The sequence below is a fragment of the Enterobacter sp. CPE_E863 genome (genome assembly GCF_046521465.1).
In the GTDB taxonomy this organism is placed as follows: Bacteria; Pseudomonadota; Gammaproteobacteria; order Enterobacterales; family Enterobacteriaceae; genus Enterobacter; species Enterobacter adelaidei.
Genome location: NZ_JBKFZX010000001.1, coordinates 198320 through 212364 on the forward strand (window position 1 = coordinate 198320; position 14045 = coordinate 212364).

12 protein-coding genes and 5 tRNA genes are annotated in these 14045 nt (G+C 52.4%); 16 read left to right on the forward strand and 1 reads right to left on the reverse strand.

All coding sequences use genetic code 11. From position 1 onward, the window contains the following. Nucleotides 1-87: 87 nt before the first annotated feature. The 7 genes from eptB (at nt 88) to dppF (ending at nt 8272) form a co-directional block, all read left to right on the forward strand. The gene (gene eptB / locus ACLHV8_RS00965) at nt 88-1779 is read left to right on the forward strand and encodes a kdo(2)-lipid A phosphoethanolamine 7''-transferase (protein ID WP_208595178.1); all 1692 of its coding nucleotides are present in this window, start codon (nt 88-90) and stop codon (nt 1777-1779) included. Between the two features lie 91 nt (nt 1780-1870). Further along, a tRNA-Pro gene (locus ACLHV8_RS00970) sits at nt 1871-1947 on the forward strand. 621 nt (nt 1948-2568) lie between these two features. Continuing rightward, nucleotides 2569-4176: a dipeptide ABC transporter periplasmic-binding protein DppA gene (gene dppA / locus ACLHV8_RS00975; RefSeq protein WP_208595177.1), complete on the forward strand. Its 1608-nt coding sequence runs from the start codon at nt 2569-2571 to the stop codon at nt 4174-4176. Between the two features lie 160 nt (nt 4177-4336). After that, the gene (gene dppB, locus ACLHV8_RS00980; RefSeq protein ID WP_028018275.1) at nt 4337-5356 is read left to right on the forward strand and encodes a dipeptide ABC transporter permease DppB; all 1020 of its coding nucleotides are present in this window, start codon (nt 4337-4339) and stop codon (nt 5354-5356) included. A gap of 9 nt (nt 5357-5365) precedes the next feature. Continuing rightward, nucleotides 5366-6268, forward strand: a complete 903-nt coding sequence (gene dppC / locus ACLHV8_RS00985) for a dipeptide ABC transporter permease DppC (RefSeq protein ID WP_410376737.1) — start codon at nt 5366-5368, stop codon at nt 6266-6268. Between the two features lie 10 nt (nt 6269-6278). After that, entirely contained in the window at nt 6279-7262 is a 984-nt protein-coding gene (gene dppD / locus ACLHV8_RS00990; RefSeq protein ID WP_208595176.1) for a dipeptide ABC transporter ATP-binding protein, read from the forward strand. Beyond that, a complete protein-coding gene (dppF, locus tag ACLHV8_RS00995) occupies nt 7259-8272 on the forward strand; it encodes a dipeptide ABC transporter ATP-binding subunit DppF (protein WP_028018277.1) in 1014 nt (337 codons plus the stop codon). Before dppD ends, dppF begins: the two co-directional genes overlap by 4 nt. Before the next feature lie 44 nt (nt 8273-8316). On the opposite strand, the gene coaA is transcribed toward dppF, so the two are convergent. Next, nucleotides 8317-9267 (reverse strand): type I pantothenate kinase, encoded by a 951-nt coding sequence (gene coaA / locus ACLHV8_RS01000; RefSeq protein WP_028018278.1) that lies wholly within the window; start codon nt 9265-9267, stop codon nt 8317-8319. A gap of 317 nt (nt 9268-9584) precedes the next feature. Here coaA and ACLHV8_RS01005 point away from each other — a divergent pair. The 9 genes from ACLHV8_RS01005 (at nt 9585) to rplA (ending at nt 13782) form a co-directional block, all read left to right on the forward strand. Then, nucleotides 9585-9660: transfer RNA gene (locus ACLHV8_RS01005), tRNA-Thr, on the forward strand. 8 nt (nt 9661-9668) lie between these two features. Continuing rightward, nucleotides 9669-9752: transfer RNA gene (locus ACLHV8_RS01010), tRNA-Tyr, on the forward strand. A gap of 117 nt (nt 9753-9869) precedes the next feature. Next, nucleotides 9870-9944 (forward strand) — tRNA-Gly (locus ACLHV8_RS01015). Between the two features lie 6 nt (nt 9945-9950). Continuing rightward, nucleotides 9951-10026, forward strand: a tRNA-Thr gene (locus ACLHV8_RS01020). A 118-nt stretch (nt 10027-10144) separates the two neighbouring features. Beyond that, on the forward strand, nt 10145-11329 hold the full coding sequence (tuf, locus tag ACLHV8_RS01025; protein ID WP_014830236.1) for an elongation factor Tu: 1185 nt from the start codon (nt 10145-10147) through the stop codon (nt 11327-11329). Nucleotides 11330-11558: 229 nt separating this feature from the next. Further along, nucleotides 11559-11942 carry a preprotein translocase subunit SecE gene (gene secE, locus ACLHV8_RS01030; protein ID WP_013094999.1) on the forward strand — a complete coding sequence of 128 codons (384 nt, stop codon included), beginning with the start codon at nt 11559-11561 and terminating at the stop codon, nt 11940-11942. 1 nt (nt 11943) lies between these two features. After that, nucleotides 11944-12489 carry a transcription termination/antitermination protein NusG gene (gene nusG / locus ACLHV8_RS01035; protein ID WP_003862341.1) on the forward strand — a complete coding sequence of 182 codons (546 nt, stop codon included), beginning with the start codon at nt 11944-11946 and terminating at the stop codon, nt 12487-12489. Nucleotides 12490-12645: 156 nt separating this feature from the next. Further along, nucleotides 12646-13074: a 50S ribosomal protein L11 gene (gene rplK / locus ACLHV8_RS01040; RefSeq protein ID WP_008503452.1), complete on the forward strand. Its 429-nt coding sequence runs from the start codon at nt 12646-12648 to the stop codon at nt 13072-13074. 3 nt (nt 13075-13077) lie between these two features. Then, a complete protein-coding gene (gene rplA / locus ACLHV8_RS01045) occupies nt 13078-13782 on the forward strand; it encodes a 50S ribosomal protein L1 (protein WP_013095000.1) in 705 nt (234 codons plus the stop codon). The last annotated feature ends 263 nt before the right edge of the window (nt 13783-14045 follow it).

The window sequence follows — 14045 nt, forward strand, 5'->3', positions numbered from 1 at the left end:
TGAACGATCCCCTGAGCGTATGTCTAATCTGTCCACTTTTTATATTGAGGTGGGCGGCTGTACTGTCCCTTTTTCCGGGTAGATTGCATGAAATACATTAAATCGATGGCGCAACAAAAGCTGTGCTTTTTGCTGGCGTTGTACATCGGCCTGTTTATGAATGGCGCAGTGTTTTTCCGTCGGTTCGACGGTTACGCGCAAGATTTTACCGTCTGGAAAGGAATTGCAGCGGTTGTCGAATTGGTCGCTGCTGTACTGGTCACCTTCTTTTTATTCCGTATTCTTACGCTGTTTGGCCGTCGCGTCTGGCGAGTGCTGGCGACGTTTATCGTGCTGTGCTCGGCAGGGGCCAGCTATTACATGACCTTTATGAACGTTGTCATTGGCTACGGCATTATCGCCTCGGTGATGACCACGGACATCGATCTCTCTAAAGAAGTGGTTGGGCTGCATTTTGTACTCTGGCTGGTGGCCGTGAGTGCCCTGCCGTTGCTCCTTATCTGGAGTAACCGTTGCCGGTATACGCTGGTTCACCAGATCCGCACGCCGGGAAAACGTTTCAGAAGCGTGGCGATAGTTCTGCTGGCCGGTCTGATGGTCTGGGGACCTATTCGTCTGCTGGAAGTGAAACAGAAATATGATGAGCGTACCTCTGGCGTGGATCTGCCAAGCTACGGTGGTGTGGTCGCCAACTCTTATTTACCGTCTAACTGGATCTCCGCGCTGGGGTTATACGCGTGGGCGCAGGTGGATGAGTCTTCTGATAATAAATCGTTGATTAACCCGGCGAAGAAATTCACTTATGTCGCGCCAAAAGATATCGATGATACCTATGTCGTCTTTATTATCGGGGAAACTACGCGCTGGGATCATATGGGTATTCTTGGCTATGACCGCGATACCACACCAAAAATGGCACAGGAGAAAAACCTGATTGCCTATCGCGGTTATTCCTGCGACACCGCCACCAAGCTCTCCTTACGCTGCATGTTCGTACGCGAGGGTGGGGCGAGCGATAACCCACAACGTACCCTGAAAGAGCAAAACGTCTTCTCGGTGCTGCATCAGCTTGGGTTTACGTCTGACCTCTATGCGATGCAGAGCGAGATGTGGTTCTACAGCAACACCATGGCCCAGAACATTTCTTATCGCGAGCAGATTGGTGCGGAGGCGCGTAACCGTGGCAAGCCTGTCGATGACATGCTGCTGATTGACGAGATGAAACTGTCTCTGAACGGAAATCCTGATGGTAAGCATATGATCATTCTGCATACTAAAGGGTCGCACTTTAACTACACCCAGCGCTACCCGCGCAGCTTTGCCAAATGGACGCCGGAGTGCGTTGGCGTGGATAAAGACTGCTCTAAAGCGCAGCTGATTAACTCCTACGACAACTCGGTGATGTATGTGGATCACTTTATTGATTCGGTGATTGACCAGGTCCGCGATAAGAAAGCGATTGTGTTCTATGCGGCTGACCACGGTGAATCCATCAATGAGTTCGAGCACCTGCACGGTACGCCACGTAAGATGGCTCCACCGGAGCAGTTCCGCGTGCCAATGATTGTGTGGATGTCTGACAAGTATCTGGAAGATCCGGAGAAAGCGAAGATGTTTGCTCAACTGAAGAAAGAAGCTGATATGAAGGTACCGCGTCGTCATGTTGAGCTGTACGACACCATTTTAGGTTGCCTGGGTTACACCTCACCAGATGGCGGTATTAACGAAAATAACAACTGGTGCAAACTCCCTGATCGCACCTCCAAAGCCGCGCAGTAGCTCGCCTGGCGAGAATATCGCCAGTTGAATGGCTTTTTGAAAATAAGGGATTGACGGGGGCGCACCTCAGCAGTAAGATGCGCTCCGCATTCGGCGAGTAGCGCAGCTTGGTAGCGCAACTGGTTTGGGACCAGTGGGTCGGAGGTTCGAATCCTCTCTCGCCGACCACATTCTAAAAAAGGGCTAACCGTAAGGTTAGCCCTTTTTGCATTAGAGCCTTAACCCGCCAGACTAACCAAAACGCCTCTTATCCCTGCTTCTCCCTGCCTGTTAACGATTTTGTGACATAATCCATTGTATTTTTTTATATATAGATTGATCTTTTTTCGCGTTGCTTATGGATAACCTCAGCATTTTTCGCTGTGCGTTTTAACGTTCGTGGAATTTAGTGCTCAGATAATCGCCATTCTGTAAGAAAATTTACCCATTCTGAATAAAAGTTAATCACTAATTGTTGCGAAATATGAAGATATTTGTGCTGCAAGATAGCGAGTAGCATAAATTTCCCTGCTGAAAACTGGCATGCATAGTTTTTTTAATCTTTGTTTGCGGTTTCTCACACTCAGCGTAAATCCCCGCCACCTGTATTGACGTTTTCACATTCTGTTGACAGATTGTAGGGCATGAGGGGCATTTCAGGGACGATCTGCGCTGCAACTCAAACGCTCTTCTGAAAGGATTCTCCATCCCTTTAACGCCTTAGGGCATCACCGACCGGACCGGGTAAAAAATAAATAAAGGTCAGGCGGCGTAACACAACAAAGCAAAACATCACATTGGAGCAGAATAATGAGTATTTCCTTGAAGAAGTCAGGGATGCTGAAGCTTGGTTTGAGCCTGGTGGCGATGACCGTGGCAGCAAGCGTACAGGCAAAAACCCTGGTTTACTGTTCTGAAGGCTCGCCGGAAGGCTTTAACCCACAGCTCTTTACCTCTGGTACGACTTACGACGCAAGCTCTGTACCGATCTATAACCGTCTGGTTGAATTCAAAACCGGTACCACGGAAGTTGTTCCTGGTCTGGCTGAGAAGTGGGACGTCAGCGAAGACGGTAAAACCTATACCTTCCACCTGCGCCAGGGCGTGAAGTGGCAGGACAGCAAAGAATTCAAACCCACGCGCGACTTCAACGCCGATGACGTGGTGTTCTCCTTCGACCGTCAGAAAAACGCTCAGAACCCGTACCACAAAGTGTCTGGCGGCAGCTATGAATACTTCGAAGGGATGGGGCTGCCAGATCTGATCTCTGAAGTGAAAAAAGTTGACGATAAAACCGTGCAGTTCGTGCTGACTCGCCCGGAAGCGCCATTCCTGGCTGACCTGGCGATGGACTTCGCGTCTATTCTGTCTAAAGAATATGCAGATAACATGCTGAAAGCCGGTACGCCGGAAAAAGTGGACCTGGATCCAATCGGTACCGGCCCATTCCAGCTGCTGCAGTACCAGAAAGATTCTCGCATCCTGTATAAAGCGTTCCCGGGCTACTGGGGTACGAAACCTCAGATCGACCGTCTGGTGTTCTCCATCACGCCTGATGCGTCTGTGCGTTATGCAAAACTGCAGAAAAACGAATGCCAGGTTATGCCATACCCGAACCCGGCTGATATCGCTCGCATGAAGCAGGATAAGAATATCAACCTGCTGGAGCAGGCTGGCCTGAACGTGGGCTATCTCTCCTTTAACACCGAGAAGAAACCGTTTGATGATGTGAAAGTGCGTCAGGCGCTGACTTACGCGGTGAACAAAGAAGCGATCATCAAAGCCGTTTACCAGGGCGCAGGCGTAGCCGCTAAGAACCTGATCCCACCAACAATGTGGGGCTACAACGACGACGTTAAAGACTACAGCTACGATCCTGAGAAAGCGAAAGCACTGCTGAAAGAAGCAGGCCAGGATAAAGGCTTTACCGTTGAACTGTGGGCGATGCCGGTACAGCGTCCGTATAACCCGAACGCACGCCGTATGGCGGAAATGGTTCAGGCTGACTGGGCGAAGATTGGCGTACAGGCCAAGATTGTGACCTACGAGTGGGGCGAGTACCTGAAGCGCGCCAAAGCGGGTGAGCACCAGGCGGTAATGATGGGCTGGACCGGTGATAACGGGGATCCGGACAACTTCTTCGCCACCCTGTTCAGCTGTGCTGCTGCGAAAGACGGTTCCAACTACTCTCGCTGGTGCTACAAGCCGTTTGAAGACCTGATCCAGCCGGCGCGTGCGACCGACGATCACAACAAACGTATTGAACTGTACAAGCAGGCTCAGGTTGTTATGCACGATCAGGCTCCGGCGCTGATTGTTGCTCACTCCACCGTTTACGAGCCAGTGCGTAAAGAAGTGAAGGGCTACGTGGTTGATCCACTGGGCAAACACCACTTCGAAAACGTATCGGTTGAATAATAAGTAGGGTGTTCTCCCTCTCCCCCGGGAGAGGGCAGGGGTGAGGGACGTGCATGCATCCCCTCACCCTAACCCTCTCCCGACGGGAGAGGGAATTTACATTTGTGAGCAATACAGACGTCACGCCATTGGTCGTGCGTCATCAGAGAGAATCCGGGTTATGTTGCAGTTCATCCTCCGACGTCTGGGACTTGTTATCCCCACGTTTATCGGTATCACCCTTCTCACTTTTGCCTTCGTCCATATGATCCCCGGCGACCCGGTAATGATTATGGCGGGCGAGCGTGGTATTTCCCCTGAGCGCCATGCACAGCTGCTGGCTGAGCTTGGTCTGAACAAGCCGCTGTGGCAGCAGTACCTCAACTATATCTGGGGCGTGTTGCACGGTGATTTGGGTATTTCGCTGAAAAGCCGTCTTCCGGTGTGGGATGAGTTCGTGCCGCGTTTCAAAGCGACACTCGAACTTGGTGTCTGCGCCATGATTTTCGCCACTGCGGTGGGTATTCCTGTTGGAGTCCTGGCTGCGGTTAAACGTGGCTCTATTTTTGACCATACTGCTGTGGGCCTGGCGCTGACCGGCTATTCCATGCCTATCTTCTGGTGGGGCATGATGCTGATTATGCTGGTATCGGTGCAGCTTAACCTGACGCCGGTCTCCGGGCGCGTCAGTGATATGGTCTTCCTCGATGATTCCAACCCGTTGACCGGCTTTATGCTGATTGATACGGCTATCTGGGGCGAAGAGGGCAACTTCATTGATGCTGTCGCGCACATGATCCTGCCTGCAATGGTGCTCGGTACGATTCCTCTGGCGGTGATTGTGCGTATGACCCGTTCATCCATGCTGGAAGTACTGGGTGAGGATTATATCCGCACCGCGCGCGCCAAAGGCCTGACGCGTATGCGTGTCATCATCGTTCATGCGCTGCGTAACGCCATGCTGCCGGTGGTGACCGTTATCGGTCTGCAGGTGGGTACGTTGCTGGCAGGTGCGATCCTGACCGAAACCATCTTCTCCTGGCCAGGCCTGGGGCGTTGGCTGATTGACGCGCTGCAACGCCGTGACTATCCGGTCGTGCAGGGCGGTGTGCTGCTGGTTGCGACGATGATTATCCTCGTTAACCTGCTGGTCGATTTGCTGTACGGCGTGGTGAACCCGCGTATTCGTCATAAGAAGTAAGGGGCCATCATGTCACAACTTTCTGAAAATAAAGTGGTTGCTGCACCGGTTCCAATGACGCCGCTGCAGGAATTCTGGCACTACTTCAAGCGCAACAAAGGCGCGGTAGTGGGGCTGGTCTATGTCTCTATCATGATCCTGATTGCGGTGTTTGCGAACGTCCTGGCACCGTATAACCCGGCGGATCAATTCCGTGATGCTCTGCTAGCACCTCCTGCGTGGCAGGACGGTGGTAGCCTGGCGCACCTGTTAGGTACCGATGATGTGGGTCGTGACGTGTTGTCGCGTCTGATGTACGGTGCACGTCTGTCGCTGCTGGTCGGCTGCCTGGTGGTGGTGCTTTCCCTGATCATGGGGATTGTACTGGGTCTGGTTGCCGGTTACTTCGGTGGTATCGTTGATAACATCATCATGCGTATCGTCGATATTATGCTGGCTCTGCCAAGCCTGTTGCTGGCACTGGTGCTGGTGGCGATCTTCGGTCCGTCGATTGGTAACGCTGCGCTTGCATTGACCTTCGTGGCGCTTCCTCACTACGTACGTTTAACGCGTGCGGCGGTGCTGGTGGAAGTGAACCGTGATTACCTCACGGCGTCTCGCGTGGCGGGTGCAGGCGCTATGCGTCAGATGTTCGTCAATATCTTCCCTAACTGCCTTGCGCCGCTGATTGTTCAGGCGTCGCTCGGTTTCTCTAACGCCATTCTTGATATGGCCGCTCTTGGCTTCCTGGGCATGGGTGCGCAGCCGCCAACACCGGAGTGGGGCACTATGCTCTCCGACGTGTTGCAGTTCGCACAAAGCGCCTGGTGGGTCGTCACCTTCCCGGGTCTGGCGATTCTGCTGACGGTGCTGGCATTTAACCTGATGGGTGATGGTCTGCGTGATGCACTTGATCCCAAACTGAAGCAGTAAGAGGCACGAGATGGCGTTATTAAATGTAGATAAATTATCGGTGCACTTCGGCGATGAAGGCACCCCGTTTCGCGCCGTGGACCGCATCAGCTACAGCGTAAATCAGGGCGAAGTGGTTGGCATCGTAGGGGAGTCAGGTTCCGGTAAGTCGGTAAGCTCGCTGGCAATTATGGGGCTGATTGATTACCCAGGCCGCGTAATGGCGGAAAACCTGCAGTTCAACGGTCAGGATCTGAAGCGTATTTCCGAAAAACAGCGCCGCCAGCTGGTGGGCGCGGAAGTGGCGATGATTTTCCAGGATCCAATGACCAGCCTGAACCCGTGCTATACCGTCGGTTTCCAGATTATGGAAGCGATTAAGGTGCATCAGGGCGGGAACAAGAAAACCCGTCGTCAGCGCGCGATCGATCTGCTGAACCAGGTCGGGATTCCTGACCCGGCATCGCGTCTGGACGTTTATCCGCATCAGCTCTCTGGCGGCATGAGCCAGCGCGTGATGATCGCGATGGCGATTGCCTGTAGGCCAAAACTGCTGATCGCGGATGAACCGACGACCGCGCTGGATGTAACCATTCAGGCGCAAATCATCGAGCTGCTGCTGGAACTGCAGCAGAAAGAGAATATGGCGCTGGTGCTGATTACGCACGACCTGGCGCTGGTGGCCGAAGCGGCGCACAAAATCATCGTGATGTATGCCGGCCAGGTGGTGGAGACCGGAAGTTCGCACGATATCTTCCGCGCGCCGCGTCATCCGTATACTCAGGCTCTGCTACGTGCACTGCCGGAGTTTGCCCAGGACAAAGCGCGGCTGGCGTCACTGCCGGGCGTGGTGCCGGGTAAATTTGACCGTCCGCAGGGCTGTCTGCTCAATCCGCGCTGCCCGTATGCGACGGACAAATGCCGGGCAGAAGAGCCAGAGCTGAACCAGCTGGCTGACGGTCGTCAGTCGAAATGCCACTACCCACTCGATGATGCCGGGAGGCCAACACTATGAGTACGCAACAGGCCACCACGCAACAACCGCTGTTGCAGGCCATCGACCTGAAAAAACACTACCCGGTGAAGAAGGGGATTTTTGCCCCTGAGCGCCTGGTGAAAGCGCTGGATGGCGTCTCCTTTACCCTCGAACGCGGTAAAACGCTGGCGGTGGTCGGGGAGTCGGGCTGCGGTAAATCGACGCTGGGCCGTCTGCTGACGATGATTGAAACGCCAACCGGTGGTGAGCTTTACTATCAGGGGCAAGATCTGCTCAAGCATGATCCGCAGGCACAGAAACTGCGTCGCCAGAAAATCCAGATTGTGTTCCAGAACCCGTATGGCTCTTTGAACCCGCGTAAAAAAGTGGGACAGATCCTGGAAGAGCCGTTGCTGATTAACAGCAATCTGAGCAAAGAGCAGCGTCGGGAAAAAGCGCTGGCGATGATGGCGAAAGTTGGCCTGAAAACTGAACATTACGACCGCTACCCGCATATGTTCTCCGGTGGACAGCGTCAGCGTATCGCTATTGCACGTGGTCTGATGCTCGACCCGGATGTGGTGATTGCCGATGAACCGGTTTCGGCACTCGATGTTTCCGTCCGCGCGCAGGTGCTGAACCTGATGATGGACTTGCAGCAGGAACTTGGGCTCTCTTACGTGTTCATCTCGCACGACCTTTCAGTGGTGGAGCACATTGCTGATGAAGTGATGGTGATGTATCTGGGGCGTTGCGTGGAGAAGGGGACGAAAGATCAGATCTTTAATAATCCTCGTCACCCGTATACCCAGGCACTGCTTTCCGCGACGCCGCGTCTGAACCCGGACGATCGTCGTGAGCGTATTAAGCTGACGGGCGAGTTGCCAAGCCCGCTGAATCCGCCTCCGGGGTGTGCATTCAACGCCCGCTGCAGTCGTCGCTTCGGTCCTTGCACCCAGCTCCAGCCACAGCTGAAGGATTATGGTGGTCAACTGGTCGCCTGCTTTGCAGTCGATCAGGATGAAAATGGCGAAAAGCCACATGCTTAAAACAAAAAAACCGGCGTTAAGCCGGTTTTTTTATCTCTGCGCTATTATTTCCGCAAGCGAATCTGGTCGACAGCGTGCTTCTCGCTCTTGGTGAGGATTAAGCTCGCACGCTCGCGCGTTGGCAGGATGTTCTCTTTCAGGTTCACGTAGTTGATCTCGTTCCACAGCCCTCTTGCCACATTAACCGCTTCTTCTTCAGAAAGCTGGGCGTAGTGATGGAAATAGGAGTCCGGATCAGTGAATGCCCCCTCACGGAACTTCAGGAAGCGGTTGATATACCAGTTCTGGAGTAAATCTTCCGGCGCATCGACATAAATAGAGAAATCGACAAAATCGGAGACAAACACATGATGCGGATCGTGAGGATAGTCCATTCCGCTTTGCAGAACGTTCAGCCCTTCCAGAATCAGGATATCCGGCTGGACCACCGTTTTATCTCCGTCCGGGATGCGATCGTAGATCAGGTGTGAATACACCGGCGCAGTCACGTGAGGCACGCCCGATTTCAGGTCAGAAACAAATTTCACCAGACGGTGCATATCATAAGAGAGCGGGAAGCCTTTCTTCTTCATCAGCCCGCGTTCTTTTAGTACTTCGTTTGGATGCAGGAAGCCATCGGTGGTGATCAGCTCCACGCTGCGGTGCTCCGGCCAGCGGCTCAGCAGCGCCTGCAGGACACGCGCAGTCGTGCTTTTACCCACGGCCACGCTACCCGCAATACTAATGATATAAGGAATGCGTTGACCATTCGTCCCGAGGAACTGTTCCAGCACCGCCTGACGGCGCAGGTTGGAACTTATATAGAAGTTAAGCAAGCGAGAGAGGGGGAGATATATTTCTGCGACCTCTTCCAGGGACAGGTCTTCGTTTATCCCTTTTAACCGTGCGATTTCACCTTCCGTCAGCGTCATAGGGACGGAATCACGCAGGGCAGCCCACTGGCTGCGGTTAAAATGAAGATAAGGTGTCATTAACGATTGCTCTTTTTTGCTCATAAGCATGCTTCAGTGAGCCAGCACAATACTGCCGGATCATGGCTCATCACACAGTTAATTTTGGACAATGGGCAGGAGGTTAACACCAGATGACAGGAATAATAAGAAAAAAGATGGAAAGCGCTGCGTTACGCGTAAGCCGTCACGCTACGGTGTATACCGTGCAAATCAGCGTGATATGTTGAATATTTGACCTCGAATGACTACTTTTACAGCGTTCAGCACGCTGTTCGCATAAAATGTGAGCGAAAGAACGTTTTATGCAAATTTTTAGTTGCATGACTGCGCAGGTATCCATAGAATGCGCGCTACTTGATGCCGACTTAGCTCAGTAGGTAGAGCAACTGACTTGTAATCAGTAGGTCACCAGTTCGATTCCGGTAGTCGGCACCATCAAGTCCGGTGGGGTTCCCGAGCGGCCAAAGGGAGCAGACTGTAAATCTGCCGTCACAGACTTCGAAGGTTCGAATCCTTCCCCACCACCACTTTCTGGCAGCGTTAATGCCGCCGGAGCTGGTTGGAAAAATTAACCAGCTCAAACTTAAAAAGAGAGAAATCTCTTTTTTTGTTACAGAAAGAACTGGGTAGCCGAGTTTCAGGATGCGGGCATCGTATAATGGCTATTACCTCAGCCTTCCAAGCTGATGATGCGGGTTCGATTCCCGCTGCCCGCTCCAATACGTGCTGATATGGCTCAGTTGGTAGAGCGCACCCTTGGTAAGGGTGAGGTCCCCAGTTCGACTCTGGGTATCAGCACCACTTCACTTCTCCTTCCCGTTTCTCTCTGTTTCAATTTTACTGTATTCAACAATTCAGGCATTTCGCCTGGTTGATGTGGTGATATCACCGATTTATCCGTGTCTTAGAGGGACAATCGATGTCTAAAGAAAAGTTTGAACGTACAAAACCGCACGTTAACGTCGGTACTATCGGCCACGTTGACCATGGTAAAACAACGCTGACCGCTGCAATCACTACCGTTCTGGCAAAAACCTACGGTGGTTCTGCTCGCGCATTCGACCAGATCGATAACGCACCAGAAGAAAAAGCTCGTGGTATCACCATCAACACCTCTCACGTTGAGTACGACACCCCGACTCGCCACTACGCACACGTAGACTGCCCAGGCCACGCCGACTATGTTAAAAACATGATCACCGGTGCTGCGCAGATGGACGGCGCGATCCTGGTTGTTGCTGCGACTGACGGCCCAATGCCTCAGACCCGTGAGCACATCCTGCTGGGTCGCCAGGTAGGCGTTCCTTACATCATCGTGTTCCTGAACAAGTGCGACATGGTTGATGACGAAGAGCTGCTGGAACTGGTAGAGATGGAAGTTCGTGAACTGCTGTCTCAGTACGATTTCCCAGGCGACGATACCCCAATCGTTCGTGGTTCTGCTCTGAAAGCGCTGGAAGGCGACGCAGAGTGGGAAGCGAAAATCATCGAACTGGCTGGCTTCCTGGATTCTTACATCCCAGAACCAGAGCGTGCGATTGACAAGCCATTCCTGCTGCCAATCGAAGACGTATTCTCCATCTCCGGTCGTGGTACCGTTGTTACCGGTCGTGTAGAGCGCGGTATCATCAAAGTTGGTGAAGAAGTTGAAATCGTTGGTATCAAAGAGACTGCGAAGTCTACCTGTACTGGCGTTGAAATGTTCCGCAAACTGCTGGACGAAGGCCGTGCTGGTGAGAACGTTGGTGTTCTGCTGCGTGGTATCAAACGTGAAGAAATCGAACGTGGTCAGGTTCTGGCGAAGCCAGGCTCAATCAAGCCACACACCAAGTTCGAATCTGAAGTGTACATTCTGTCCAAAGACGAAGGCGGCCGTCATACTCCGTTCTTCAAAGGCTACCGTCCACAGTTCTACTTCCGTACTACTGACGTGACCGGTACCATCGAACTGCCAGAAGGCGTAGAGATGGTAATGCCAGGCGACAACATCAAGATGGTTGTGACTCTGATCCACCCAATCGCGATGGACGACGGCCTGCGTTTCGCAATCCGTGAAGGCGGCCGTACCGTTGGCGCGGGCGTGGTTGCTAAAGTTCTCGGCTAATTGCTGATAACATTTGACGCAATGCGCAATAAAAGGGCATCATTTGATGCCCTTTTTGCACGCTTTCACGTCAGAACCTGGCTCATCAGTGATTATTTTTGTCATAATCATTGCTGAGACAGGCTCTGCAGAGAGCGTATAATTCGAAAAGCGAATTAGCATTTCGATTTGGTTTGCCTCGCGATCGCGGGGTGAAAATGTTTGTAGAATACTTCTGACAGGTTGGTTTATGAGTGCGAATACCGAAGCTCAAGGGAGCGGGCGCGGCCTGGAAGCGATGAAATGGGTAGTGGTAGCCGTTCTGCTGATCGTAGCGATTGTTGGCAACTACCTTTATCGTGACATTATGCTGCCGCTACGTGCGCTTGCAGTGGTAATTCTGATTGCTGCAGCGGGTGGTGTCGCGCTGTTGACGACGAAAGGCAAAGCGACTGTCGCTTTTGCTCGCGAAGCGCGTACCGAAGTCCGCAAGGTAATTTGGCCGACTCGCCAGGAAACATTGCACACCACGCTGATTGTAGCGGCGGTTACCGCTGTAATGTCACTGATCCTGTGGGGACTGGATGGTATTCTGGTTCGCCTGGTATCCTTTATCACTGGCCTGAGGTTCTGAGATGTCTGAAGCCCCTAAAAAGCGCTGGTACGTCGTTCAGGCGTTTTCCGGTTTTGAAGGCCGCGTAGCAACGTCGCTGCGTGAGCATATCAAATTACACAACATGGAAGAGTTATTTGGCGAAGTTATGGTTCCGACCGAAGAAGTGGTCGAGATCCGTGGCGGCCAACGTCGCAAAAGCGAGCGTAAATTCTTCCCGGGTTACGTGCTGGTTCAGATGGTTATGAACGACGCGAGCTGGCACCTTGTGCGCAGCGTACCGCGTGTGATGGGCTTTATCGGCGGCACATCTGACCGTCCGGCGCCAATCAGCGACAAAGAAGTTGATGCGATTATGAACCGCCTGCAGCAGGTGGGTGATAAGCCGCGTCCGAAAACGCTGTTTGAACCGGGTGAAATGGTTCGTGTTAATGACGGTCCATTTGCTGACTTTAATGGTGTGGTTGAAGAAGTGGACTACGAGAAGTCCCGCCTGAAAGTCTCTGTTTCTATCTTCGGTCGTGCGACCCCGGTAGAACTGGACTTTGCCCAGGTCGAAAAAGCCTAAGCAGCGATCAAAAAAGCGACGATTTAATCGTTGCACAGGGCGCGAGATTGGAATACAATTTCGCGCCTTTTGTTTTTATGGGCAACGGCCCGTAAAACGAATTTTATTCACGGGGAGCCTCGCTGAGGCGTTATTACCCAATCAGAGGATTTTAGAATGGCTAAGAAAGTACAAGCCTACGTCAAGCTGCAGGTTGCAGCTGGTATGGCGAACCCAAGTCCACCAGTTGGTCCAGCTCTGGGTCAGCAGGGTGTGAACATCATGGAATTCTGTAAAGCGTTCAACGCAAAAACTGAATCCCTGGAAAAAGGTCTGCCAATCCCAGTCGTAATCACTGTTTACGCTGACCGTTCTTTCACTTTCGTTACCAAAACCCCTCCAGCAGCAGTTCTGCTGAAGAAAGCGGCTGGTATCAAGTCTGGTTCCGGTAAACCGAACAAAGACAAAGTGGGTAAAATTTCCCGCGCTCAGCTGCAGGAAATCGCGCAGACCAAAGCTGCCGACATGACTGGTGCCGACATTGAAGCGATGACTCGCTCCATCGAAGGTACTGCACGTTCCATGGGCCTGGTAGTGGAGGACTAAGAAATGGCTAAACTGACCAAGCGCATGTCCGTGATCCGTGACAAAGTTGATGCGACCAAACAGTACGACATCAACGAAGCTATCGCTCTGCTGAAAGAACTGGCTACCGCTAAGTTCGTTGAAAGCGTTGACGTTGCTGTTAACCTGGGCATCGATGCTCGTAAATCTGATCAGAACGTTCGTGGTGCAACTGTACTGCCACACGGTACTGGCCGTTCCGTTCGCGTAGCTGTATTTACTCAGGGTGCAAACGCAGAAGCTGCTAAAGCTGCTGGCGCTGAACTGGTAGGTATGGAAGATCTGGCTGACCAGATCAAGAAAGGCGAAATGAACTTCGACGTTGTTATCGCATCTCCAGATGCAATGCGCGTTGTTGGCCAGTTGGGCCAGGTTCTGGGTCCACGCGGCCTGATGCCAAACCCGAAAGTGGGTACCGTTACTCCTAACGTTGCTGAAGCGGTTAAGAACGCTAAAGCAGGTCAGGTTCGTTATCGTAACGACAAAAACGGCATCATCCACACCACCATCGGTAAAGTGGACTTCGACGCTGACAAACTGAAAGAAAACCTGGAAGCTCTGCTGGTTGCGCTGAAAAAAGCAAAACCAACTCAGGCGAAAGGCGTGTACATCAAGAAAGTTAGCATCTCCACCACCATGGGTGCAGGTGTTGCAGTTGACCAGGCTGGCCTGAGCGCTGCTGCAAACTAATGCCTTTACGTGGGCGGTGATTTTGTCTACAATCTTACCCCCACGTTTGCTAACGAAAGTTAGCGGCTAAAAGATTTGTTCGTTGGAGCCTGGCCTATCCAGGCCTCCGTCGAAGACCGCAGGTGTTTCGTAAGAGACTTAATCCCCTGCGTAGACGGTGACAGAACGCTAAGATTATTTTTTGAATACTCTGGCTTGTTTCTGCTCACCGTATTTAGACGCTCTTCCCGTTGGGTCGAGTGAAGTGAGTTCCGGAACATGAG